The sequence below is a fragment of the Paenibacillus sp. cl130 genome (genome assembly GCF_900116035.1).
In the GTDB taxonomy this organism is placed as follows: domain Bacteria; phylum Bacillota; class Bacilli; order Paenibacillales; family Paenibacillaceae; genus Paenibacillus; species Paenibacillus polymyxa_B.
The window spans coordinates 423,181-449,883 of sequence record NZ_FOYG01000001.1; the positions used below are offsets into that span (position 1 = coordinate 423,181).

A 26,703-nucleotide genomic window follows, 5' to 3' on the forward strand; every position below is an offset into this window, starting at 1 on the left:
TTATTCATCTTTTACGTTTTTTCTTCTGTCAAGCTCAGAATGGCGTTCATGATGTCCGTTTTCGTAACCCGCCCTACCAACCCTTGAATTGGAGTTGAGGAGCTACATTGCTCGTCCAAAACTGGAAGACAATTGACCTGATGCCGAATCAGTCTCGATATCGCTTCCAGTAAAGAGTCTTCTGGAGCAAGCGTCGTCATTTGGGCCCGGCGCGTCATTGCCATGGTCACCGGGACGGTGTGAAGATCGGTATGCCCCAGCATGACCTTCAGCAAATCCTTGCGCGTAACAATTCCAATGAGCTCCTGCTCCTCCCCTGTGACCATCAGCGTGCCTGTATTTTGCTGAAACAGCATCAGCACCGCATCATAGGCGGTCGTTTCACCGGAAATCAAAATCGGATCACTAAGTATATCCGCCACAGTCAGCTTTTTGAGCATGTTGCCGATATGACTATCATATTTGGGGTAACGTCCTGGCAAGTAGCCTACCTTCGGCTTGGCATCCACCAGCCCGAGCATAACGAGCAGAGCAAGATCAGAACGGAGAGTCGGACGCGTCAGTCCCAGTGTTTCAGCAATTTTATCCCCCGTAACAGGTGCCAGACGCTGGACAATATCAACAATTTCCCGCTGTCTTTCAGACAGTTGAATAATGATTACCTCCTTATGAAGTGGGGTAGTATATATTATAAATGAGCATAGATCGGTAAATTTCAGCATCTTCCGACAATTCATCAAATTTTAATCATAGACAGCTTGTTTTCAAATTTAAAATGTGTCACAATTAAGGATGTAATACATACTAATTATAAGTTTAACGTGTGCAATATGCTACATTTAAATGAGCTAGTGTACATCGCATGTGATATGTATTATGAATTATATAAACCTGAGGAGGAAATCAAATGAAATTTTTCTTGGATACTGGTAACATTGAAGAAATCAAACGTATTGAACGTTTGGGTCTGGTTGATGGTGTAACAACGAACCCTTCACTGATCGCTAAAGAAGGTCGAGTGTTCAAGGAAGTCATTCAGGAGATTTGCAGTATCGTTGAAGGTCCCGTAAGTGCTGAGGTTATTGGCCTGAAGGCTGAAGATATGCTCAAAGAAGCTTATGATATCGCCAAGTGGGCACCGAACGTGGTTATCAAGCTTCCTATGACCGAAGACGGCTTGTACGCTTGTAACGAGCTGACCAAAAACGGAATCAAAACGAATGTAACACTGATTTTCTCCGCGGCTCAAGGTTTGATGGCAGCCAAAGCTGGCGCTACTTTTATCAGCCCGTTCGTAGGACGTCTGGATGATATCGCTGTTGATGGTATGAAGCTGATTCGTGAACTGAGACAAATTTTGGACATTCATGGTCTGAAATCCGAAATCATCGCCGCATCCATCCGCAACATTAAGCATGTAGAAGATGCTGCTCTGTCTGGTGCACATATTGCCACCATTCCAGGTTCCTTGCTCCCTTCTCTGTGGAAACACCCGCTGACAGACAGTGGTATCGAACGCTTCCTGAAGGACTGGGAAACTGTACCTAAAGCTTAATTCGCCAGTCATGGCAAACGATATTATATCAACCTAAACAGCCCGTATTTTATGGGCTGTTTTTTTGTTTTGTTTTGTGATGGCAGAAATAAAAACGCCGAACAACTTTTTTTGACAAAATAACTTGTTGTTCATATAATTGTTATAACAACTAATTGATTTCAAAGTAATTTATGTACGGGAAACAGAAAGGAGTACCTTATGAATAACTTGCCTCCCGATTGTTCCATTGGGATGTTGCTCGGGATTACTCACCGCAAAATGAGTCAGCAGCTCTTGCAGCGTCTCAAGCCTTATGATATTTCCCCAGAGCAATGGTCGGTTCTGTACCAAATCTATCAGGCTGAGGGTTTAAATCAGAAAGAAATTGCAGCTAAGGCCGTGAAGGACCAGCCGACCACGACTCGAATTATTGATTTATTAGACAAGAAGGGCTGGGTACGGCGTGTGAATAGCCCTCAGGATCGTCGAGCCTATTTACTTCATTTGACTGAAGCAGGCCGACAGCTTGTAAAAGAGATTCTTCCTATTGAATATGATGCCAATCACGATTTTGTAAGAAGAATTTCCTCAGCCGATCTGGAGCAATTCCGCCAGACTCTTTTACAAATTCACGCCAACATGACCGAATCAGAAAAACAAGGAGATAACGATTAATATGCAACAAAGCAAGCAACCTCTTTGGACCAAGGAATTTATTGTTCTTACGGTTTCCAATTTATTTTTGTTTTTGGAATTACAGATGATTCTATCCTCTATTCCTTCTTATGTGAAAAATACATTCCACGCTAGTTCCGTTCAGGTTAGTCTCGTTACCACTTTATTTGCTTTAAGTGCGATTGCGGCACGGCTCTTTTCCGCCCGTATGCTGGAAAAAGGGCATCGCAGCACTCTGATCTTCGTGGGGCTGCTGTTTGCATTGGCAGGAACGCTGGGGTACAGTGTTTCGCCGACGATTACAGTGCTGCTGCTCATGCGGATGTTATTCGGGATCGGCTTCGGTATGAGCAGTACGGCTTTTCCAACGATGGCCTCTGACGTCATCCCGTCCAAGCGCCTTGGTGAAGGAATGGGGTATTTTAGTTTATCCACCAGTCTAGCGATGTCGATTGGGCCGACCATTGGCATCTCAATGCTGCAATACGGGAGCTTTAACCTGCTCGCCTATACGACAGCAGCTGTCATTATTGTTATATTCCCTTTGGCTCACTGGCTCATTCGTACATTACCTAAGGGGCACATCGAACCCCCTATGGTTCCTTTGGAAGAGGGGCGAAAACCGGCATTTAACCGTAAACTGTGGATTCCCGCCTTACTGAACATGCTGATGTCTATTACATATGGCGGATTACTCAGCTTTATGGCGCTTTACGGAAATGAAGCAAATCTGGCGCACCCGGCCTATTTTTTCCTGTTTAATGCGGTTTCCGTGCTGATTGTGCGTCCCTTCTCGGGCCGTATTTATGATAAAAAAGGAGCAAAAGCACTGCTCATCCCCGGCTCCCTCTTTTTAATTGGCGGTCTGCTCCTGCTTTCCTACGCGCACAGTGATGATTTCATGTATGTGTCGGCTCTTTGCTACGGTATCGGATTTGGTGTGATGCAGCCAACCCTGCAAACCTGGATGATTCAGATTGTATCTCCTAAACAAAGAGGCATGGCAAATGGTATGTTTCTCAATTCCCTCGATTTCGGGGTTGCAGCCGGTGCGCTTATACTTGGCATTATTGCCAAAGCAAGTGATTATGCGTGGATGTACCGCCTTTCCTCGCTGTTTATTGTACTGTTTTTGCTGATCTATGTTATACAAATCATCGCAAGCCGTAAGCCTAAATCGCATGTTTCTCTCAATGGGTAAAGCTATTGTTTTCAAATACATTTAGTTTATAACTGCTTATAATCAAAAGCACCCGTTGCCATGGTTGTGTGAACAACGGGTGCTTTTTCATTTATTTCGCAGGAGTTTTGCGTTTTAGCTTGGAAGAAAGAGGCTTTTCTCGGGCCACCCCTGTTAGCTCCTCATTTACACTCATACGGTCACTGGATTTGTCATCTGTTGGTTCATCCTGCTTGGGTTTGACCGCAAATAGCATCAGCAGAGCTGCAATGCCTCCCACTGCGGCCATCACGCCAAAGAGCAGACCATGTCCACTGCGACCCAGCAGCAAGGAAACAACCGGAGGGCCTAGCGATACCCCGACAAAGCGCATGCTGCTGTACAACGAAGTAATGGTTCCGCGCTCCTCTTTTTCAATTCCCTTCGTAATCAGGGCATCCAAACAAGGCAATGCGAGCCCAATTCCGCCTCCCCCTAACGTAAACAACCCAATCACCGCATAAATATGTTGAAGAAATCCGAGAATGGCAAAGCTGATCGTCAATATGGCCAAACCGCTGAAACCGATCCATTTCATGCGCTTTTTGTGCTTGCCGATAATCTTGCCTCCTACATAAGAGCACAGACAGAGGGAAATAAGCGGAATGGCCAGCACAAAACCTTTCCAGACTCCACGGAGGTTGTAACGACTTTCTAGTATGTCGGATAAGTAAAACAAGACGCCAAAAATGACAAACATGCAAATACCGCCCATAGCGAAAATAGCATAGAGCCAGCGTCCTTTTTCAGCAAGCACCCGCTTCACATTTCCCACAAACTCTCGAAACATAATCGGTTGGTTCTTACGTTTGGGCACATGGATCAGCCAAAGCACCAAAATGAGCGAAATCAGACAGAGTCCTGGAATTACTGCCAATGGCAAAAACCATAGAACTGCTCCCAACGCGGCACCGAGGATCGGACTTAACACTTTACCGAATGTGTTGTAGGTCTCGACGACGCCCAGGTTCTTGCTGGCCTCATCCTCGTTTTCGTACAAATCACCTACAAGCGGAATGACAATAGGAAAAGCCCCTGCCGCTCCCGCACCCTGAAGTAGACGGCCTCCAATAATGGTCCAGTATGCTGCCGAATCGTGAAGCAGCCATGCTCCCGCCGCAGAAATCCCCCCTCCAATCACAGTCAGAATCAGACAGGGAACAATCACCGCCTTACGGCCAAATCGGTCGGAGAGATAGCCCGCAATCGGTATCAGTAAAATGGCCACTACCGCATATACTGTAATCAACATGCTAATCCGAAAAGAGCTTACATGTAGCTTACGTCCGATTTCCGGTAAAACAGGAATCAGCATGGAATTACCCAGCGTCATCATCAGCGGGATGGAACCTAACGCAAGCAGATTCCCTTTATTTTGTTGCATCCCGTTACCACCTTTGCAAAAGTAATAACACAGCTGTTCTGATTCGTTCAACAGATGTTATTGTGTTTACATTGGTGGGGATTTATGCGGTTACACTTTAAATCCACCGACCCTTGCATTCAGCAGTTGCGACATATCCGCCAGTGTATGAATAGATGATGCAATTTCCTCCATGGAAGCCAGCTGCTCTTCAGCTGCCGCACTGACGCTCTGGGTTCCCCCTGCCGACTGCTCTGCTACTTCACGTATGCGTTCCACCGCTTCCACCATTCGCTCGGAACCGCCGGACATCTGTTCTACAGACCGATTTACACTGTGAATCTGTTCGCTGACCAGTTGAATGGAACTTCCAATCTGACGAAATGCGGTTTCTGCGGATTGCATAACCTTTACGCCAGACTGCACTTCAACCGTCCCTGTCTGCATACTGGAAGCCACATTTCCAACATGCTCCTGAATATTTTGCACAAATTGTGTGATTTCTGCTGCTGAAACCGATACCTGCTCGGCCAATCTTCTTACCTCAGAGGCTACAACTGCAAATCCTTTGCCCTGCTCTCCGGCTCTTGCCGCTTCAATCGACGCGTTGAGCGCCAGCATTCCTGTCTGTTTGGCTATCCCAGTAATAACAGCTCCGATCATGCCAATCTGTTCGGCCTGTTCACTAAGTGAACGTACAGCACGTGCAGAGCTGTCTACACTTTCGCTTACCTTCTCCATCTGAAGCATAGCCTGACCTATAGATTGTTCTCCTGCTTCTGCATCTTTAGCGGCTGTATCAGACAACTCATACACCTGCTGGCTCGTAGCTGCAATATGCTCCAGTTCGTGGGCTAGCTCTTTTACGGTATCTGTAGTTTGTGTAATATCATCGACCTGATGCTCCATACCAGCCGCTAGCTCTTCCATTACACCGGAAGTATGACGATTGGCCTGATTCATTTCCTCTGTACTTACGCTAACCCGCTCTGCGGTTACGGTTAATGTACGCGCCGTATCCTGAGCATCCACTATAATACTGCGGAACCCCTCAATAAGCTTGTTGTAGGAGCTTGCAATCATACCGATTTCGTCTTTGGACGTAATATCCAGTCGGCTACGCAAATCTCCCCCACCTTCAGACATTTCCAACAGCTGCTCATTCATATGGTGTAATGGACGAATTGAACGAATCAAAACGATGGATTGAACAATACTGTAAATGATAACTAGAAGTCCTACAATACTCGTAATCAAGGATGTATTCGTCATCGTTTGGTGCGCTTGCTGTACTTTCACCGTTACCCTATCTTCTTGAGCTTTGACAAAGGCTACTACCTTGGTATCAAGTTGCTTACGCAACACCCGTTCGTTTTCAAAATCATCGAGCAAATCAGAAAATGGCGGGAAAGCATCGTCTCTTGTACTCTGATACCCCGCTGTAGTCAGTAAACGATGAACTTGATTCATGTAAGTATTAATCCCCGTCTTGAGATCAGTCATTTTTTTCTTAGAATCCTCATTACCTGTATTAAGCAGAGCTTCTGTCTCCTGTAGCAACTTTGCAACTTCACTTTGCTTGTTTCCGATCTCTCGCCCGTACTGTTCATCACGAGTTAGCAAATATGCCCGCTCATCATTAGATATGCCGTTTAACAAAAATTGAAGAGACTTCGAGTTATACGCAATAGCCTCTTCACGATTCATAATATCCTTGTACTCATTCTCACTATGTACGCTTAAAATGTAATTGGTCAGCAGCATAGCTGCAATCACACTCGGAATCAGTATCGCGCTAAGAATCATTTTGGCCTTAATTGTTAAATTCATGAATCGGTCCCCCAGTTATTTCTGAATAAAATGTCCAACTTACTATATATCGTTTTATTCGATTGTTTTTTTGAATGAAACAGAAAAAGTGTATAGATTTTTAAATATACTTGTGTCTATTCAGTGAACATATATATCTTTTTTAATATCAAAGAACAAAAAAATTCAAAATTAGTAAATGAACTGTTTTCAGTTTGTACTCTTCGAATTTCGGACTATTAAAATGATATACTATGTATTGCTATGCCATAAGCCTCAAGGAGGATCTGCATGAAAAGTCTGGAACTAAAACCGCTTATTCACGTGCTTAACGAATTGGAAACCCGCAGCTGCCTTATTGAGCAGCAGGGTAACATGATCATGAATTACTATCGTGAACCTCAAATTGCTAATGAACTCTATAAAATAAATTCCTGTACCAAAAGCGTGATTTCCGCATTAGTTAGTATCGCTATGGACCAGCAACGGGGACCGAAACCGGAGACGCCGATCCTCGAATTCTTTCCCCAGTTGGCCACAGATAGTGATTCTCGTAAGCGTGATATTACGATTGAACATCTGCTGACGATGTCCGCAGGCTTTAACTGGACGGAATTTGGCGGACAAAATTCTTTTCCTACCATGAGCAAAACGTCAGACTGGGTGCAATTTGTGCTTTCACAGCCATTATCGGATGTGCCAGGTACGCGGATGGAATACAGTTCTGGCTGTTCTCAACTTTTGGCCACCATACTACGTAATGTTTCTGGACAAACAGTTGCTGAATTTGCCGAGCAGCAATTATTCCAACCGCTCGGTATCGAAAGCTATCATTGGGAAACCGATCCTCAGGGTACTCATACGGGTGGATTCGGACTGCATCTCAGGCCGATGGACATGCTCAAATTCGGGCGGCTTTATCTGAACCAAGGAGGCTGGGAAGGACGGCACATCATCCAAACAGAGACAGTCCGATATTCAACCCGTCCGTTTCTTCCTGCTGCCAAACCACAAAAGGCATTTTACGGCTGGCACTGGTGGACTTCTTCCTTTTCAGATGAAACAGAGATAGGAACTGAAACGGACTATTTTTACGCTCTCGGCTTTGGTGGGCAATATATTGTTGTCGTCCCGTCGTATGACATGGTTGTTGTCGTTACCGCTGATAGATTTAAAAAGAAAAGGACTCCTGTAGATATTTTCCGGCAGTATATTGTACCGCTGCTACTCCAGCAGAATAAATAGAAATAAATACCAAAGCTAAAAGTTGCAACTGGTCTCTATCAAAAATCTGCATCAAAAAAGGCTTGCCTATTGGATCAGGCAAGCCTTTTTTTGCATATAATCGCTACATTATGACATACTTCATCCACTTTCTAGCGCCTTACCTAGCCCAAGTGAATCGTAAGCTCTTGCTGTCCGCTGGAAGCTGGTGTAATGATTACACCCTGTTCTCCCGACTGGCTGCTGCCTTCCTCCACTTGAACAGCCTCGTGGATACCGCGCAGGACTATCGACCATGGTTTAACAGCACCTTCTGCCTTCACCGTAATGACAGAATTCTTGCGGCTAGCAGTAACCGTTAGCTCTTCTTCACCTGACGTATTCACGATAATCGTTCGAGCCTGTTGCCCCTCACCAAGTTCAAACAAATGAAGCGCCACTTGATCAGCATAATCATAATCCGGACGACTGTTCTCATGACCGATTGCCAAAAGTGTGTTCGGCTTCACGAGCACAGGCAAAGTTGTAAAATCATGATGCTCGTTAACCCAACGACCACCTAACACGCTCTCATTCGTAAGTAAATTTGTCCACTTACCCTCTGGTACATAATACTGCACATTGCCTTCTTTATTAAAGATCGGGGCTACCAAAATGGAATCCCCCAGCATGTATTGCAGATCCAGCGTTGCACAGGTTGGGTCCTGCGGGAATTCCAATACCATAGCCCGCATCATCGGCAGTCCCTTTACTGAGGATTCCACAGCAGAAGGATACAGGTATGGCATTAGCGAGCATTTGAGTTTTGTAAAGCTGCGCACCACGTCGACTGATTCTTCATCAAACAGCCAAGGCACGCGATAGGATTCGTTTCCGTGCAAACGGCTATGAGAGGACAGAAGCCCGAATTGTACCCACCGTTTGTACACGTCCGGCGCAGCCGTTAACTCAAAGCCGCTAATATCATGGCTCCAGAAGCCGAAGCCGCTCAAACCAAGCGACAAACCGCCTCGCAAGGATTCCGCCATCGACTCATACGTCGACGAGCAGTCTCCGCCCCAGTGAACCGGGAACTGTTGCCCCCCGGCTGTAGCGGAACGCGCAAATAACGCGGCTTCATTTTTACCCAGCTTTTCCTCCAGCACATCAAATACAGCCTTGTTGTACAAATGCGTATAATAATTATGCATCTTCATTGGATCAGAGCCGTCATGATATACCACATGGGTAGGGATGCGCTCGCCAAAATCAGTTTTAAAGCAATCCACCCCCTGATCTACCAACACCTTGAGCTTATCCTGGTACCATGCGACTGCAGCTGGATTCGTGAAGTCAACCAGCCCCATCCCCGCCTGCCACATATCCCATTGCCACACGCTGCCATCGGCGGTTTTGACCAGATAACCATTCTCCATACCTTCATCGAACAAAATGGATTTTTCCGCAATATACGGATTGATCCATGCACAAATTTTGAGGCCCTTTGCTTTCAATCTCTGCAGCATGCCTTCCGGGTCTGGGAACATATCTTGATCCCACTGGAAATCGCACCATTGGTATTCCTTCATCCAGAAGCAGTCAAAATGGAATACCGAGAGTGGCAGATCTCGCTCAGCCATCCCGTCCACAAAATGGTTCACTGTCGCTTCATCATAATCTGTCGTGAACGAAGTGGTCAGCCACAAACCAAAGGTCCAGGCTGGTGGTAATGCAGGCTTACCCGTCAGCTTGGTGTAATTGTCCAGTACCTCTTTAGGGTTAGCTCCACCAATAATAAAATACTCTAACGATTCGCCGGAGACGCTAAACTGAACCTTTGATACATTTTCCGATGCAATCTCATAGGATACCTTTTCTGGATGGTTGACGAACACACCATACCCTTTATTAGATAGATAGAATGGAATGTTTTTATATGCCTGCTCACTGCTAGTCCCGCCATCTTCATTCCAGATATCAACTACCTGGCCATTTTTTACGAATGGAGTGAAACGCTCTCCAAGTCCGTATACGTACTCACCAATGCCCAGCTCCAGCTGTTCCCGGAAAAAAGGCTGATCCTGCAGGTCTGTAATATAGCCTGGTCCCCGATGTCCGCTGCCTGTGACTTTGCGATCTTCGACATAAAAGCCTACATCCCAGCTCTTCCCACGGCCGACTCGCACACTCAGATCGCCGCTTTTCAGTACCGCTACGTCCTCATCCACCGTAATGTCTACCTCTGTTGGCAAGGTGTGAATTTCAAAATTCGGTCCCTGATGCACCCGTCCCTTATGGTGGTTCAGACGCACCTGAATGACATTCGGCATAGGCGAGCTGTAGGTCGCTTTCAGCAACGCTCCGTTCAGTGTATCTCCTTTATGCTCGATCCGGTGGGTGGCTGCATATACCGTCATGGAAGCATCGTCCGTCACAATATCACGGATTTCAGCAGGATTTTGTATTTCATAGCCCTTGCGAACCATCCAATAGCCATCAGTAAATTTCATCTGTTTCTTCCTCCGCTTCAATCTTTATTTTCTTAATCCCAAATCGCTTGTTGGATTTTTTCGAAATCCTTACTATAATAATATTGATTTATGTAAGGGTTTACTTCTTTTATTTTGACGTATTGTATCAATATTTTGATGTTTTATATATAAATCAGTTTGCGGAAAAGGAGTCATAGAAATGCAAAGAGAAATGTTGCGGGAAAATCGAATTCACGGCAATCCCATGTATCCGGTCAGCGTATATCCGAGCGTAGAGCAGCTAAATGGAAATAGTGTACTGGAGTCCCATTGGCATGAGGAGATGGAGTTTATCGTAGTGGAACAGGGGAGCGCCATATTTCAGACGGATATGGTCTATACGGAGGTGAACGAAGGTGAAGCTCTTTTTGTCAACAGCGGCGAGCTTCACGCAGGTTATTTACAAAAAAGCGCTCGTTGCGTATTTTCTGCGGTGGTGTTTCACCCCGACATGCTGCACAGCCGCACGCAGGATACGGTGCAAACGCAGTTTATTGACCCATTTATCAGTAAAAAGCTTGTCCCTCCCCCTCACATTCGTGGCGTGCAGCCCTGGGAGCAAGAGGTGCTGGCTGCATTGCGACACATTATCACCAGCCATGAGCAGAATGCGCCTGCCCGTGAACTGGCGACCAAGGCGCAGCTCTATAGCATGATCGCCTGTCTGTACCCACACATGACCCCCGCTAACGGAGAGGATGTGATTATGGCAGGGCAACGCAATAAAGTTGAACGGATCAAAAAAGCGCTGGTGTATATTAACAGTCATGCTCATGAGCCTATACGTTTACGGGAGATCGCAGATGAGATTGGAATGAGTGAGGGGCATTTTTGCCGTTTTTTTAAGCAGATGGTTCAGAAAAGCCCGGTAGAATATATTAACTATCATCGGATTCAAAAGGCTTGCAGGTTGCTGGAGCAAAGTGATCGCAAAGTGGTTGATATTGCGCTGGATGTTGGTTTTGACAATCTAAGCTATTTTATTGCGACCTTTAAAAAATGGAACGGCCTGACCCCTTCGCAGTACCGTAAGCAGCACGAAGCAGATCAGGCGCTTGCTGTCCCTTATATAACAGACTAATATGCATAGGATAAATCATTTATTTTTTTTGGGCTTCATAAGTACTAAAATTATTTTTCTTCCTCTTAACTTAGTAAATATGTAGCCAGCTACGCCTCCTAAAACAGAGGGAATTAACCACCCTAACCCTACATTATATAATGGAAGAAGATGAGTGAAAAAATCATTAATTACATTAATTTTTATTCCAGCAGCATTCAAGCCATCAAATAAACTAATGATAAAAGTTAATATCAAACTGCCTTGATATACTTCTGACCTTCCTTTAAATACGGGATGTAAAAAAGTTAAAAATATCAGAGAAATAGCAATAGGATATATTGCCATTAATACTGGCGTTGAAACCTTAATGAGCTGAGTTAAACCTATGTTAGCTACAAGGGTACTAAATATAGATAACATGAGAGCAACTCTTTTATAAGAGACTTTTGGAAATAATCCATGAAAAAAGGAAGAGCAGGAAGTGATAAGCCCCACACTTGTCGTTAAACACGCTACTGTAATCATTAAGCCTAATAGAATAGAACCATAAGATCCAAAATAATAGGAGGAAACCTTAGCTAACACCTCAGCCCCATTTCCTAAAACACCCAATTTTTCAACGCTAGAAGCTCCCATGTATGAAAGAGACGTATAGATAAAAGCTAAGAGTATAACCGCAATTGCTATCGCTTTGGCACAAATGATCATCAACTCTTTTTTGGAAGTAACTCCTCTATCCTTAATTGCATTCACAATGATAATTCCAAAAATAAAGGCTACAAGAGCGTCCAATGTTAAATAACCCTCTTGAAAGCCTTTGAAAAAGACATTCGATGTATAACCCTCCGCAGGTTCTTGGAACTTTCCTATTGGGTGAATAATAGCTACAATCACAAGTAATCCAATGAATGTCAATTTAATGGGTGTTAAAAACTTTCCGATTACATCAATAATTTTTGTAGGATTAAGTGATAACAAACATGCAACTGCAAAAAAAAGGATAGTAAATACAAAAAGTGCGACAGGATGATCTGCATTGTTTGAAAAAAAAGGTTTTACTCCAATTTCAAATGACACACTACCGGTTCTAGGAATTGCATATAAAGGCCCGATGGCTAGATAAAGAATAGTTGTAAAGACAATGCCGAATACAGGATGTACACGACTCGCTAAAGTTTGCAAATTGCTTTTGCCCGAAAAAACAAAGGCTGTGACGGCTAGTAATGGTAAGCCAACTCCAGTAACCAAGAAACCTGCATTGGCTATCCATACATTCTTTCCAGCCATTTGCCCAAGCATAGGTGGAAAGATTAGATTCCCTGCACCAAAAAATAAGGCAAATAGCATTGATCCTATAATGATAATAAAGGACGAAGAAACACTTTTCGACATAATAAATCCTCCAACTACGAATTCACAACATTTTGTTTTTATTCGTTTTCTCTTTAATTTGTATAATATATGTTAATAGGGACGTAGCCCATGTTGCATCCAAAGAACGGTATCTGATTGCCTAGAGTATGTAATCTGGTGCTTTTCACAAATAATGCTCAGTTCGATCTAAATGCCATCACCAATCAGGGACAGCCATCCGCTCCCCCCTTCTGACTAGTGTAGGGTGATAACCTGTGCCTTTAGGGTGAGTGGGTTTCGTCTTAACTCGTCGTTACACAATACTCTATATACGATCACTGTTTCAAGTAACTTTGTACTTGCAAAATGAATCACTTCATCCCCTTGCTTTTACAATTATGATGCTACCCTATGTTTCTCCTCCTACTTAGTGAGCTTAATGAACTATAAGGGAATTTTACACTTAGGACTTATTTCTTACAAGACGTAGATGTAGTTACACACACCTGGTAGGTCTCGTAAAAGTTTTTAATTAGTTCAAACACCCATGTAACAGCATATTCTCATGTTACCGTCATATCGCTTACATCAAGAGCTGCCTGGTTGCTTTTGGATAAAGAAAGTGAGTTAACTCTCAAGCGTTCGCTATGTTAGATTTCTTTAAAATCATACGCATTCTTCATCTCTGTTCGAAAGAGTAATACATAATCTGTTTTGTATATTTTACCATATTTAATCCATATCAGGATCGGCTGTTTTATTCGAATTATCAACTGATTGTAATAAGCACAGGAAATCTTGGGAAAATGCCCTATGGAAGCATCTGAATAATCCTTACAATTAATAGTACAGACAATGCATACTGACGTTGTATACAATTTGAGCCGCTACAATTTAAAGGGGTGCTTAAACATGATGAATTTGGCAAAACGCAACTATTGGTCTTTGAGTATTTTTAACTTCGCTTATCTGTTTACATGGTCTGCCGCCATGTCTTTTTTTGTCATTTGGCTGGGACAAAGCCTGGGAATTTCACAAACCTACACGGGATTTCTATACGCGGCTAATTCAATCGTCGCCTTGATCATGCAGCCCCTGTTCGGTTACTTATCTGACAAGCTGGGCTTGAGAAAACATCTGCTGTACATACTCTTTACAATCCTTTTGCTCGTCGGACCCTTTTTTATCTATGTGTACGGTCCATTGCTTCAAACGCAGTTCGTCATTGGTGCCATTGTTGGTGCGCTATTTATCGGCCTGGTGTTTAATGCAGGTAACGGTGTCGTCGATTCGTATATGGACAAAGTTTCGCGTAAATATGGCTTTGAATACGGACGGGTTCGTATGTGGGGTTCGCTCGGATGGGCGGCGGCTACTTTTGTTGCTGGACGGGTCATCAATATCAATGTAAATCTGACCTTCTGGATCGCCTCGGTATCTGCCATTGTTGCCATGATCTGCATCTTCCTGACCAAAGTCGAAATTTCCGGACAGGAGCAGCAGAAAACAGAATCGTTGAAGCTAATTGATGTACTGCATCTCGTACGTACCAAAAAGTTCTGGTTTCTTATGCTATTCATGGTTGGCGTGACCCAAATTTATGAGGTATATGACCAACAGTTTGCCACATACTTCGTATCGCAGTTCAGTTCCAAAGCGGAAGGAAATCAATTCCTTGGCGATTTGAGCGCTGTGCAAGTTTTCCTGGAATTTGTGTTCCTTTTCGTTACCCCTTGGTTTGTAAACAAAACGACCGCCAAATGGGCATTAATTATTGCCGGGTCGATTATGTCTTTGCGTATTATCGGCTCTTCGTTGCCATTCGGTTCCATATGGGTCGCTGCAATGAAGATGATTCACTCCCTGGAGAAACCGCTTATTCTGGTAGCCATCTTCAAATATATTACCGTTAACTTTGACCAGCGCCTGTCCTCCACCATGTACCTGCTGTATTTGTTTATGGGCTCCCTGGTGGTTTCCATTTTCTCGCCCATTGTGGGGCATATGTATGAAGTATTAAATTTCCCGATTACCTATGTAATTCTGGGTTCCATTGCAGGCCTGTTCACCATCATATCCTGCTTTACACTGACAGCAGACAAGAAGAATGGGGAACGGTATCTGGAGGAACGCCGTAAACAAGATTTGAAAAGAGCAAACAAAAAAGCTGAAGCAGTTCATTCGTAATCTAATGGTTTGAGCTTAACAGAACAGCGGCAGTCTAGGACTTGTTTTTCTCGTCCAAGGCTGCCGCTCTTAACTCCAGTTAATTTGAAGCTTATTTTAAATCTTGAATACCGACACCGTCTGATTCATCTCTTCCGCCCGCTTGGCAAGCATGTTAGCACCTGCAGACACTTCCTGCATGGAAGCGGTAGTTTCCTCGACCACGCTTGCGACTGTTTGAGTAGAATCGGCTGCACGTTCGGAGATTTCAGCAATTTTTCTCATAGATTCCACCATAGAAACGGTTCCTTCATTTACAGATCTTGCTTCTACAGCCGCAGTGTCCACCTCACCGCTCACTTCTTCAACGGCACCTACAATCTCAGAAAAGACGTTACCGACACCTTCGACAAGCATCATACCTTCATTTAGAGATTGAACACCTTCGTTCATTGAAAGCACGACTTCGTTTGTTCTTAAGGTAATTTCGTTGACCAGAGAAGAGATCTTGGCTGTTGCTTCACTTGCTTGTGCCGACAAATTGCGTACTTCAAAAGCAACAACCGCAAACCCTTTCCCCTGCTCTCCCGCTCTTGCAGCTTCTATACTCGCATTTAGTGAAAGCAAGTTGGTTCGGGCTGCTATATCACTGATCATAGCTGTGATCTGTTTAATCTCCGCCGACTTTTCACCTAGAATATTTACCACTTCAGCGGATTGAGTTACCTTGGTATGCACATCTCTTATTTGGGAGACAGTCGAAGACATTCGGGTTTTCCCGTTGTTTGCTTTTTCTTGTGCTTGGGTTGTGAGATTAGCCACATGAACAAAGCGATTGGTTATGTTGTCTACACTTTTAGAAACGTCTACCGTGTAATTCAGCGTTTCAGCTATATCTGCAAGCTGTGTCTGAGATCCCTCTGCGACTTGAGTGGCACTTATAGCTATCTGCTCGGTAGCGATGCTTGTCTGTTCCGCACTGGCCATTAACTGTTCTGCTGTAGAGGCAACCAGTAGAGAGTTATCCACGACTTCTTTTAAAAGGTTACGCAGTGAATCGCACATTTCATTAAAATCGGATGCCAGTTCCCCGACCTCATCTTTTGATCGGATACTAAGGGGTTCCACTTGCAGGTTCCCCCTCGTTACCAGCTTTATCTGTTCCGCTATCTTTAATATGGGCTTAGTGAACGATTGAGCCAGTAAAAAAGAACCAATGATTCCAAGTATCGTACATATGATCGTCAGAGAAATCATTAAAATTCTACCTGAATGGTAAGATTGACTCGATTGATTAGCGGCATCAGTAGCGTACTGCTCATTAAGTAGCTTCAGTTTATTTACATCGTCTAATGCTGCCTTATAAATAGAAGAATTTCCATGAATGATCATGTAGGCCATCACTTTGTCGTTTTCTTCCATGGCAGCGGAAACCACTTTGAGATGGCGAAGATACATTGCCCACTGACCATAAAAGTTGGTGAACAGTTCTTTTTCCTCTGCCGTAGAGGCTAAACTTTGATATTCATTTACACTCTTATCCATTGAAGCAGTAGCTTTGGTTAGTTCTTCTTGATAAGTGCTGCGAACAGCCGCATCCTCTTCAAGTATCAATCGAACGGTGAGTCTATCGATTTCTGTAATCTGCTTATCCATACCCTGAAGAAGAATAACCGCGGGTAAAGACCTGTTATTTACCTTGTCAGAAGCCTCTCCCATTTCCGACATCTTAATGACGCCTATAACACTTGAAAGGGAAAGTACGATAACCAGTATGAGCGCTGCACTAATTATTTTTTTCTTTAACGTTAATTTAAACATCTTTATCTTCCTCCCGTGACTGGTCTCGTGTCATCACTGCTGAGCTTTCCAATATATGCGTATTTGGCGCAACAGCTCAGCCTTATCTATCTTTCCACTGATGTAGCTTTGGATAGATGCTCCTGTGATGGCCCCATGATCAGGTGGAAGGGTTGACATAAACGGCAGCGTCTTTCCGCTCGAGATATACGACTTGATTGATCTTCCCAAAGGATCGGCAGGCTCTAAATCAATATTTTTGAACGCGGGTACCGTATTAGCCTTGTTTACAAGAAAATCTTGTCCGGACTTGTCGTATACCAGCCAGTTCAGAAACTTCTTTGCTTCCTCTTGCTCCTGAGGTGTGGTAGCTGTGGAGTCAATGAAAATATACTTTGTTACACCGACTGTAATCTTAGCATTGTTAGGGTCATCCGTATTATCGCTTAACGGAAGGGGCAAAAAACCGTATTCCTCATTTGCTGTATCATTGCTCTTAATCCCCGCCCAAGCCCAGTTGCCCATAAACCAAAGCCCCACTTTTCCCTCTCCTAATGCTTTAGCTCCATCGTCATACGTGCTGTCCAAAGGCGAATGCTTATTGATGCTGTTATCCTTGAGTAGGTCTAAAGTTTGTACCCATCCAGACATCACACTGTTTTGGGACATGTCTATGGAGTTATCCTGCATACCTTTAACAAACTCCGGAAAACCCCCAGGCTGAACAGAATAAGACAAAGCTAAAAGATGAGAGCCGAGAGACCAGTCCATTGGTGAAAGCATGACCGGTGCTACTCCCGTCTTCTGAATCTTAGCCATTAATGAGTTCAGGTTGCTTCTACTTTTTACCGAGGAAGCATCAAAAGCCCCACCTGTTGCTTTGTCCAGCACTTTCTTATTGTAAATTAATCCGTAGCCTTCCACTGCAAATGGAAACCCCAGCACAGCATCACTTTTCTTAACGGCGTCAAGTCCATTTTCTATCGTATCAGCTACCCACTTTTCTTTGCTTAAATCAACGGCTTTATCCAGAAATTGCTGAGCATCCCCAGGATCCAGCATCGACATGGTAGCGGGACTTCCTGAGCCGTACATCGACATCAGCTTTTGATATGCAGACGTCCCCTCAGGAGCGGTAATAATCTCCAAAGATACTCCGGGGTGCTCTTGATTGTATTGTTTTGCTACTTCTTCTAATTGAGTTTTTATTTCACTTTTGGAATTCAAAAGTGTAATCTTGGTTGTCTGCTGTGATACTGGTGAGGCTGAACAACCTATAAACATCATTAAACATGCTAGAGAAATCGCAACTTTTAGCTGTATTCTCATTAACTTTCCCCCTAAGGATTTACTTTGATAAAATTTATGAATAATATTCAATGTTATCGACATAATTCCCCGGGAAGGTTAGAAATTTTCCATTGGTAAATGAAGGAAGTTAATTGAATAGTACAAACTGGTTGTTACGTTAAGTTAACAGACAGGACAGCGCAACGATCTTTATCCAGTTGCGTCTTAATATGGGGTAAAATTGCTCGCAACAAATTAAACCAAGAAAGGAGCAATCATTTATGAAAAAAGCTTTCTTTGGGGCTTTTCTTACAATTTTTTTATTTATTTCATCGTCCACTACTTATGCAGCAGAAAATCAAATCAAAGTTGACGGTGTGACTACTACATCCGATGTGAAGCCCGAAATGAAGAACAAACGCACAATGGTACCTCTACGTGTTATTAGTGAAAGTTTGGGGGCTAGCGTCGAGTGGTCCAATTCCGAGGTTATTCTCGCTAAAAGCGATATGAAAGTGAAATTAGCAATAAATAGAAACACCGCGAAAAAAAACGGAGAAAAGATACTGCTTGATGTAAAACCATACACGAAAAATAATCGCATATATGTTCCACTTCGTTTTATTGCAGAGACGTTTGGCTGTAATGTCAATTACAACAACTTTGCAGTGACTGTTGATACTAAACCATTGTTCATAGACGGTGTACAAGTAAAAGCATTGCAATATGAATACCATATGTTTATGGGCGGCGTAGTTCAGCAAATTAATGTAAATGCATTTAATGAAACCATTTATAATATTTTTGCAAAAAACATAGGTGAAAAGGTTGAAGCACCTGCAAACTACTCTTGGAGCTTCACTATTGACACATTTGGGTCTTATTATAAAAATGCACAATATGATTTCTTAGACCAAAAAGGGAAAAGCTTAGTTCGTTTTGATATTTATTCTTTAATTAGTCCTGTTCCATCTGAACTTTCAACAGAATATCCAGAGATTTTAGTTCATGACGTATCGAAAGATGAGTGGTATTTGTTTAACGATACCGCAAGAAAATCCATTAATCAGTTAATGTTTACCGCTGGGAAGAACGGTTTTCTGAAGATTATAAGTAACACAACTGTATAATGTGATTTTTTCTAATTACACTTTTTTCGTCTCCAAAAGATAAAAGGCGAATTCCCTGCTGAATATGCTTCACATGGGTTTGCTCTACAAACCTGTTCCAATCCTGCTCTATAATCGAGGCATGATGAGCCATCTTTTCTAATGAACGATAATAGGGATGCATCTGCTCACCTCTCCTTGACTTTTATAAAGGAATCGAAGATAACTTTTTTGGCTTCGTATATGAAAAACAGGGGTTATCCCTCAGGTCTGGTCAGACCTGCAGGACAACCCCCAGCGACGTGTTCTATCAGACTTCCGCAGCATCCTCTTCCACGAAAAGAGATACCTTGCGGATGCCATCCGCTCCGATCACGACAAGCCCCTGATCCGACAGACGGATTTCAGGGATAACGACCAGTGCGAGCAGTGACAGTGTCATCAGCGCGTTGTTCAGCATGCAGCCGGATTGCTGAAGCGCCCGGCTGATACTTTCGGACTGCGCAGCCACCTCTGCAAACGGAGCTGGGGACATCAGCCCGGCGATAGGCAGCGGGAAGCGCGTCTCACCCGAGGCGGATACGACGACCACGCCACCACGCAGGGCAACAGCCTGCTTCGCCGCCTGGGTCATGAGCTCGTCATCATTACCAATGACGAGCAGGTTGTGGCTATCATGCGCGACGGTCATGGCAATCGCAGCCGGCTCGGTGAAGCCTACACCTGTTACAAGTGCAACCGCGTGACTGCCACTGGCATGATGGCGCTCGAAAACGGCTATTTTGCACAAATCCTGTGCAGAATCTGCCGTGACTTCTCCATTACGGACCGGAACGGTCATCCGCACTTCCTTCGTGTCCACGTGATTTTCCGTAACACGAATCACTCGTACAGGTACATCCCCCTCCTGTACTGGAGCCGCAATGCGGAAATCTGCAGCACTCAGCTCTCGCCCCAGATGGACGGTGTCCATCACTTCCGCAGGATAATCGAAGCCGTCCCAATCGGCGACCATTTGACCGTGCTCGGCCACCAGCTGGCCCGCTGCGATGGTAGCCGTCACATTCACTTCGGCCAATCGGCCATCAAGCAAAATAATGTCGGCAATCGCACCCGGAATGATCGCTCCGATATCCCGTGCCACGCCGAAGCGCTCTGCCGTATTCAGCGTGGCCATCTGAAACGCGGTTACGGGCTTGACGCCCTGTGCAATGGCATGACGCACGACGAAATCCATCTGTCCTTCATGGAGCAAGGATTCTGCGCTGCGGTCATCCGTTACCAGCATCATGCGGCGCGTGTCGAGACCCATTTCCGTGCTGGCTCGGATCGTCTCGGCCACATCATGCCATGCGGAGCCTTGCCGCATCTTGGCATACATGCCGAGTCGGATACGCTCGGCTACATCCTCGGGCGTGACACACTCGTGGTCGCCCGTAATTCCCGCGGCTGCATAGACCGGCAGACGCCAATCATCGGAGGCCCATGTAAAATGGCCATCCGCCACCTTGCCCGCGCGCAGCGTGGCCTGAATTTCCCCGATCATCACATCGTCTCCATAGACGACACCAGGGAAATTCATGACTTCGCCCAGCCCGATCATATCCGGGCCCCAGCTTAACGCCTCTGCGACTTCCGCCGGGCCGAAGGAGGCACCCGTCGTTTCCAGTTCCGGACCTGTGGACGGCACGCAAGAAGCCACCTGCATGTAAGCAGCCAGCGGTGTCGTACGTGCTTCGTCCAGCATCAGACGAAGCCCTTTTAGACCCAGTACATTGGAAATTTCATGCGGGTCAAAAAAACCACCCGTCACTCCCAGCGGCAGTACAGCCTTAGCGAACTCAGTTACGGTCAGCTGTGTGCTTTCGATGTGACAATGTCCGTCCAGTAACCCCGGTGCCATATAGCGGCCTTCGGCTTCAATGATTATGGTGTCTTCTCCAATCGTATGACTGACGTCCCTACCGACGTAAGCGATACGAGAACCTTGCACAGCAATAGACATGCCTGGCAGCAATTCGCCCGATACCACATTGACCAGCGTTCCTCCGCGGATCACCAGCGATGCCTTGCGCTCCCCTCTAGCTGTAGCCACCAGCTCGGGTACACAGTCCGCCAGCGGCGGGCGTTGAAATACACTCTTCATGTCCATTACGTTTGTAACCTCCGTTTATGCTTCTTACCTGTTTTTCTTATTTGCTTATGTTACTGGAATACGCTCCATAATGCCAGCCAACTCTACATCTATTCAAGCATCGCATGGGTTTCTAAGGTATTTGCCCCCAGCTGATTGCCAATGTCCTCTCTATAGAACACGATCACTTTCTTCCACTTTGCGAGTATACGTATCCGAATCCCGTAAACTCACGAATGGCGTAATCTCCCCTATGCTATAAATATGCAGCAGATGCATCGCTCGCGTACAGGCGGTGTAGAATAACTTACGCTCACTCTCACGCTGGTATTGTTTCGCTGATCCGTCATAAATCAGGACCGCATCGAATTCCACGCCTTTTGCCAGGTAGGCCGGAATGATATGAATCCCCTTTTCAAAAGCGGGAGTTGTTTTCTTAATTAATTTTGGCTTCACTGACAGCTTTCCTTCCAGCGCTTCGTAGGCTGCCGCGCTTTCGTCAGCATTTTTACAAATCACCGCAATGGATTCATACCCTTCTGCCAACAATTCTGTGACATTCCCAGCTATCTGTTGATGCAACTTTTCACGCGAATGCACCTCGGTTACAAGAGGCTTCTCACCCTTACGATTAAACGGCACAATGTGCTCTCCCCCAGCGACCATTTCCCGGGTAAATTCCACAATCTCCTGTGTTGAGCGATAGCTTCGTGTCAGGGAAATCATTTCGGTCTGATCTGCACCATACAAGTCATACAATGGCTCTGCATCCTGAAGCACCGAGGCATGGGCATAGATAGCCTGATTAAAATCACCCAGTGCCGTCATTTTAGCCTGTGGAAATAAGCGCTTGAAGAAAGCCAGTTGGAATGGGGAATAGTCCTGTGCCTCATCAATAAACACGTGACGGATGTTGCTATTAGAACGGAAACCCAGCATCAACTCACGCAAATATAAAAAGGGTGTCACATCCTCATACGCTAACTCCCCAGCCTGAATTCGTTCCAGGGTTTGTCGACTAATTTCACCCCAGCTGACGGGCAGCTCTGCATGATTCGCCAGTTGGCTCAGCAGCGTCTCGTTCATAAACAGCTCGCTGTAGAGCCGGGTCGTATCTACGAAGCGAAGCGCCTTAATCCATTTGCGCAGGGGCTTTAAGCGGTCACTGACCACCATACGCGCCAATATTTCTCTTTCACGCGTAAAATCGTCGAAGGTATCGCCCTTATTCTTGGATTTACGGCGCATGCGGTTATAGGCACGCTGATAATCCTCCGGCTCCATCAGATCCATCTGTTGATCCACCCATGGGGCGGAGCATTCTTCCTTACCAAAGCGGGCCAGCTCTTTGAGCATCCAATCCCGCAGCAGTTCCAATCGGTTCGCCAGCCGCACCGTAGAGTCGAATTCATAAAACTTGCGTGCCATTTGCTCTACTGAAACCACCTCACGTCCCTGAAAGCGGATGGGTTTAAAACGCATTCCCTCCTTTTCCAAATACGTCTTGTAGCCTGTAATCACATGTAAGAATGTCTTGGACGACTTAAAGCGGATACCCTCCAGCCTGGCTTCATACCCAAGCTGTAACGACGCTGAAAGCACATATTCCAGCTGTTCAAATGGATCTTCTAACTGAAACTCCCGGCCCAAACGCCGCTCCAAATATTCCTGAAACGTGGCCTGAAGCATATTTTCCTCACCCAATTCAGGCAATACTGTCGATACGTAACTGTTGAACATCGGGTTAGGCGAAAATAACACGACCTGATCCGCTCGTAAGCGATCCCGGTACTTATACAGTAAATACGCTACTCTCTGAAGCGCAGCAGAGGTTTTGCCACTTCCCGCCGCCCCCTGAACAATGAGCATCCGACTTCGATCATCACGGATGATGCGATTCTGCTCCTTTTGGATGGTAGCGACAATACTTTTCATTTGAGCATCCGAGCTGCGGCTCAATACTGCTTGAAGAAGTTCGTCTCCAATCGTCACCCCTGTATCGAACATAAAACGGATCTGTCCATCACGGATCGAGAATTGGCGCTTAAGCGTGAGTTCCCCTTCCATCTCCCCTGCCGGGGTCTTATATGAAGCGGGCCCCGGCATGTTATCGTAATAAAGATTGGAAATAGGCGCGCGCCAGTCGTATATCAGAAACTCCTCATCTTGATTATCCAGCAGGGAGGCAATCCCCAGATAAACACGTTCCGCAGTCTGCCCTTCCTCAGCAAAATCAATGCGTGCAAAATACGGTGAATCAAGTAACTTTTTCAAACGACCTAACGCCTCTGTAGAATGCTTGTGTCTTCGTTCCCGCTCAGACAAAATCTCAGACTGCTGACGCAAACTGGTGGACGTCTCGCCCACATCATCCGCCTCACTGAAATTGATCGTTACCTCATCCCAGAAGTCTTTACGCATATCGACGACATCTCCGCGCACAGAACCAACCTCTGTCTCTAGCTTCCGAATACGCCCGCTAATTACTGCGGTCACATCTTCTACTCTTCGTTGTTCTTCATTCCATTGCTGTTCAGTAGTCACTGACATCGCTCCTGTTCCGTTTCCTCCTGCTCCACGCAGGGCTCCCTTGCGTACAAACTATGCTCTATTATGGACCCGGGCATACTCGCGGCATCCCCCTGATCCGGGAAAATTGACTAATCCTTTGAAGCATGCTATAATATAACAAGAAGTGTAATTCACAACTTATGCATATGGTTTCACCATAAAACAGAGCATCCTCTATTGTATCAAGTTCAGTCCCTGTTCGCAACCAGCGGGCTTTTTTTGTGCGTTCTGGCAACCTTCTATTAACCTGTTCTTACATAATTGAATTCATTACATAAAAAAGCGACCAGCCATCTGATTGATGAATGCGGTCGCTTTTCTTTTAGGAAATTCGCCTATCTGCTCTCTTCCACAGGATGAATATGATCGGCCAGTCTGCTCAGCCTCTCCAGCTGATGACCATAGTCGTACATCGCCGCAGCTACAATGGAAAGCCGCAGCATTCCCTCCTGACAATGGTCAAAACGTGTAATCGCATGCTTCATAAATTCGCCGTTGGCTTGCTGAAACAATTCACTTTCGTCCTCATTCGGTTTTAGCTTATTTTCGAATTTCAGTAGAGCATGCTCGTGAAAACGAATCAGTAGCTCCAGATGACTGTCAAAAAAAGCATCCGTTCCCTTTGGCCTTAAAGACTGGAAGTAGTGCCTTTCCACTGCATCCAGTACCTCATATCCTTTGTGCAAACTTCCGAGCATTTGTTTGTATACTACCATTTGTCTCGTTTGACTAAACTTAGAGCGCTTGAGTTTCTTCTGCTCTTCCTCGAACAAATGATATTTGTCCGACAGCGATTTAATAGCTCCCTCCAGATTTCCTTTTTCCTCTTTAAAGACAGACTCCTTAATCTCATCGGAAATGGCAGTACGCAGCAACAAAGACATGCTGTTAAATACATTTTGAATCTGATTAATAAACTGCCTTTTCGGTTTCGGGGGAAAAACGCTAACATTGATGACAAAAGCAGACACAATCCCAATCAAAGTGAGTGCAAAGCGGGTCACCGCAAATTTCCAGTCTCCTGAGGCTTCCATTACAGAAACAACGGTCACAAGTGTCAATCCAACCGTATCAGCCATATTTATTTTCAGACATATCATAAGTACCAATACACATACCAGCCCGACTGCAATCGGCTCATTCGAAAATACCATTCCGCCCAGCAACGCCATGATTGCACCTAGTGTGCTTGTTTGGAGTTGATCCAGAAAATAACGCCACGACCTATATATCGACGGTTGCATGGCAAAAATAGCGGCTATCGCTGCCCCCACAGGCGAATGGGTGTTCAAAAGCGTGCTCAGAAAAAGGGCGAGCGTCACTGCGATTCCCGTTTTTAACACCCGTGCTCCAAAAGCCAAAGCCATCCCTCCTGCTTACCTTTCAAATTTATTCATACCGAATTACTATAATGAAAATTCAATGTAAAGTCCATGCTTTATTATTACCCAAAACAATCGGAGATCAGGAATATTTATGAAATGTACAGTTCCTGATAGAATACATATCAACAGAATTAACTTATTTGCAACAACGTCACAGGAGGAACTCATCGTGTCATGGATTAGCAAAATGTTAGAAGAGCCCCGAAAGTGGCCGCGTAATATCCGATTGTTTTTTATGGCCAATCTGCTGTACCAGATGGGTACGGGAATGTTTTCTGTGCTGTACAACCTGTATATCCAAAAGCTTGGCTTTGACGATGATATGAACGGCCAAGTGGTCAGCATGCAGGCGCTAGCGACGGCGTTGCTGTTCATTCCGGTCGGATTTTGGGGCGATCGGACGAGCCGCAAAAATATGCTGGTCATCGGCGCGTTATTCAGCGGCCTGGCCTTTCTCGCCCGTACCTTTACAGATACCAGTGGAAGCATGTTGGTATTTGCCGTAATCTCAGGTGTATTCGCCGCCTTTATTCAGGTGCTGGCTGTGCCTTTCTTAGCGGAAAGCATAAGTAAAGCCCAACGCTTAAAAATATTCAGCTATTACTCAGCTCTTGTACTGGCAGCCCAAGTCCTAGGCAGCTTCGGGGGTGGTGTACTCGCAGATGGGCTGCAGACGTGGGGAATCACACCGCTATCCAGTCTGCGGGTTGCTCTGTTCCTTGGAGGAATGGCAACATTGACCGCTTTTATTCCTCTATTATTCATCACAAAAACTACGGCAACCTTAGAAGCACCAGCTCCTGCCGAATCTTCACCCCAAACAGAACAAGTACATACGCCGCACAGTACATCCGATATACCTGACTCGGAGACGCCTGCTGCTGCTTCTGATCGCCGGGTTATTGGACAATTTGTTCTGGCCCAGTTTTTTCTTGGGTTAGGTTCAGGTCTGGTCATCCCGTATCTTAATTTGTATTTTACGAACCGCTTCTCCGTATCACTCAGCGCAATGAGTTTACTGATTGCACTCGGCCAGCTCATGACCATCCTCTCCATGTTGATCGGACCTACCCTCGGTAGCCGAATAGGACTGGTCAGAGCTGTAGTTGGCTTCCAACTGCTTTCGCTACCGTTCCTTCTCATTACAGGCTTTACGAACGTGCTATGGATCGCTTCCATCAGCTTTCTATTCAGGCAAGCGCTAATGAATGCAGCCAATCCGCTGCAAACCGCCATTCTCGTCGAACGTGTGTCAGATAAAAATCGTGGCATTGCCAACTCCATTCTCCAGACGACCTGGATGCTAGGCACCGCAGGTATGGGACCTGTACAAGCCTATTTGGTTACAACTTATGGCAACTACTGGGGCTATGCCATCACATTTAGCATGACAGGTGTTTTCTATATTTTGTCTTCCCTCGTCTATTACAGAATGTTCCGAGAAAAGCGCCCGTCCGCGGGCCAGCTTTTACAAAACCCGGCAAGCCCGTAAACA

The 26,703-nt window shown here is 45.2% G+C and carries 18 protein-coding genes; 8 read left to right on the forward strand and 10 right to left on the reverse strand.

Going from position 1 to position 26,703, the window contains the following annotated elements:
* Nucleotides 1-11 precede the first annotated feature (11 nt).
* Entirely contained in the window at nucleotides 12-722 is a 711-nt protein-coding gene (locus BM358_RS01930) for a CBS domain-containing protein (protein ID WP_028542764.1), read from the reverse strand.
* A 185-nt stretch (nucleotides 723-907) separates the two neighbouring features.
* Here BM358_RS01930 and fsa point away from each other — a divergent pair, with 185 nt between their 5' ends.
* The 3 genes from fsa to BM358_RS01945 all read left to right on the forward strand — a co-directional run bounded on the left by fsa (nucleotide 908) and on the right by BM358_RS01945 (nucleotide 3,413).
* Nucleotides 908-1,555 (forward strand): fructose-6-phosphate aldolase, encoded by a 648-nt coding sequence (gene fsa, locus BM358_RS01935; RefSeq protein ID WP_013309811.1) that lies wholly within the window; start codon nucleotides 908-910, stop codon nucleotides 1,553-1,555.
* Nucleotides 1,556-1,756: 201 nt separating this feature from the next.
* Nucleotides 1,757-2,212, forward strand: coding sequence for a MarR family winged helix-turn-helix transcriptional regulator (locus BM358_RS01940; protein WP_023988117.1), 456 nt, complete (start codon nucleotides 1,757-1,759; stop codon nucleotides 2,210-2,212).
* A 1-nt stretch (nucleotide 2,213) separates the two neighbouring features.
* Nucleotides 2,214-3,413 (forward strand): MFS transporter, encoded by a 1,200-nt coding sequence (locus BM358_RS01945; RefSeq protein WP_028542765.1) that lies wholly within the window; start codon nucleotides 2,214-2,216, stop codon nucleotides 3,411-3,413.
* 91 nt (nucleotides 3,414-3,504) lie between these two features.
* On the opposite strand, the gene BM358_RS01950 is transcribed toward BM358_RS01945, so the two are convergent.
* Together BM358_RS01950 and BM358_RS01955 are read right to left on the reverse strand one after the other, a co-directional pair.
* Complete coding sequence (locus tag BM358_RS01950) at nucleotides 3,505-4,815, reverse strand: MFS transporter (protein ID WP_028542766.1); 1,311 nt, start codon at nucleotides 4,813-4,815, stop codon at nucleotides 3,505-3,507.
* Between the two features lie 90 nt (nucleotides 4,816-4,905).
* Nucleotides 4,906-6,624, reverse strand: coding sequence for a methyl-accepting chemotaxis protein (locus BM358_RS01955; RefSeq protein WP_028542767.1), 1,719 nt, complete (start codon nucleotides 6,622-6,624; stop codon nucleotides 4,906-4,908).
* A 270-nt stretch (nucleotides 6,625-6,894) separates the two neighbouring features.
* Between BM358_RS01955 and BM358_RS01960 the strand changes: the two genes are divergently transcribed.
* The gene (locus BM358_RS01960; RefSeq protein ID WP_028542768.1) at nucleotides 6,895-7,848 is read left to right on the forward strand and encodes a serine hydrolase domain-containing protein; all 954 of its coding nucleotides are present in this window, start codon (nucleotides 6,895-6,897) and stop codon (nucleotides 7,846-7,848) included.
* A gap of 143 nt (nucleotides 7,849-7,991) precedes the next feature.
* Here BM358_RS01960 and yicI read toward each other — a convergent pair whose 3' ends face one another.
* The gene (gene yicI, locus BM358_RS01965; RefSeq protein WP_028542769.1) at nucleotides 7,992-10,316 is read right to left on the reverse strand and encodes an alpha-xylosidase; all 2,325 of its coding nucleotides are present in this window, start codon (nucleotides 10,314-10,316) and stop codon (nucleotides 7,992-7,994) included.
* Nucleotides 10,317-10,497: 181 nt separating this feature from the next.
* Between yicI and BM358_RS01970 the strand changes: the two genes are divergently transcribed.
* On the forward strand, nucleotides 10,498-11,418 hold the full coding sequence (locus BM358_RS01970; RefSeq protein WP_028542770.1) for an AraC family transcriptional regulator: 921 nt from the start codon (nucleotides 10,498-10,500) through the stop codon (nucleotides 11,416-11,418).
* A 15-nt stretch (nucleotides 11,419-11,433) separates the two neighbouring features.
* Here BM358_RS01970 and brnQ read toward each other — a convergent pair whose 3' ends face one another.
* Complete coding sequence (gene brnQ, locus BM358_RS01975; RefSeq protein ID WP_023988110.1) at nucleotides 11,434-12,792, reverse strand: branched-chain amino acid transport system II carrier protein; 1,359 nt, start codon at nucleotides 12,790-12,792, stop codon at nucleotides 11,434-11,436.
* Nucleotides 12,793-13,665: 873 nt separating this feature from the next.
* Here brnQ and BM358_RS01980 point away from each other — a divergent pair.
* Nucleotides 13,666-14,940 (forward strand): oligosaccharide MFS transporter, encoded by a 1,275-nt coding sequence (locus tag BM358_RS01980; protein ID WP_034095014.1) that lies wholly within the window; start codon nucleotides 13,666-13,668, stop codon nucleotides 14,938-14,940.
* Between the two features lie 96 nt (nucleotides 14,941-15,036).
* On the opposite strand, the gene BM358_RS01985 is transcribed toward BM358_RS01980, so the two are convergent.
* Nucleotides 15,037-16,740 (reverse strand): methyl-accepting chemotaxis protein, encoded by a 1,704-nt coding sequence (locus BM358_RS01985; RefSeq protein ID WP_028542771.1) that lies wholly within the window; start codon nucleotides 16,738-16,740, stop codon nucleotides 15,037-15,039.
* 33 nt (nucleotides 16,741-16,773) lie between these two features.
* On the reverse strand, nucleotides 16,774-18,048 hold the full coding sequence (locus BM358_RS01990; protein ID WP_028542772.1) for an ABC transporter substrate-binding protein: 1,275 nt from the start codon (nucleotides 18,046-18,048) through the stop codon (nucleotides 16,774-16,776).
* Between the two features lie 242 nt (nucleotides 18,049-18,290).
* On the opposite strand from BM358_RS01990, the gene BM358_RS01995 reads away from it, so the two are divergent.
* On the forward strand, nucleotides 18,291-19,139 hold the full coding sequence (locus BM358_RS01995; RefSeq protein ID WP_023988106.1) for a copper amine oxidase N-terminal domain-containing protein: 849 nt from the start codon (nucleotides 18,291-18,293) through the stop codon (nucleotides 19,137-19,139).
* 289 nt (nucleotides 19,140-19,428) lie between these two features.
* Here BM358_RS01995 and BM358_RS02005 read toward each other — a convergent pair whose 3' ends face one another.
* The 3 genes from BM358_RS02005 to BM358_RS02015 all read right to left on the reverse strand — a co-directional run bounded on the left by BM358_RS02005 (nucleotide 19,429) and on the right by BM358_RS02015 (nucleotide 25,190).
* Nucleotides 19,429-21,270, reverse strand: a complete 1,842-nt coding sequence (locus BM358_RS02005; protein ID WP_028542774.1) for an adenine deaminase — start codon at nucleotides 21,268-21,270, stop codon at nucleotides 19,429-19,431.
* 153 nt (nucleotides 21,271-21,423) lie between these two features.
* Nucleotides 21,424-23,802, reverse strand: coding sequence for an RNA polymerase recycling motor HelD (gene helD / locus BM358_RS02010; RefSeq protein WP_231517260.1), 2,379 nt, complete (start codon nucleotides 23,800-23,802; stop codon nucleotides 21,424-21,426).
* 356 nt (nucleotides 23,803-24,158) lie between these two features.
* A complete protein-coding gene (locus tag BM358_RS02015; RefSeq protein ID WP_175405266.1) occupies nucleotides 24,159-25,190 on the reverse strand; it encodes an FUSC family protein in 1,032 nt (343 codons plus the stop codon).
* Nucleotides 25,191-25,377: 187 nt separating this feature from the next.
* On the opposite strand from BM358_RS02015, the gene BM358_RS02020 reads away from it, so the two are divergent.
* Entirely contained in the window at nucleotides 25,378-26,700 is a 1,323-nt protein-coding gene (locus tag BM358_RS02020; protein ID WP_049828503.1) for an MFS transporter, read from the forward strand.
* Nucleotides 26,701-26,703: the final 3 nt, after the last annotated feature.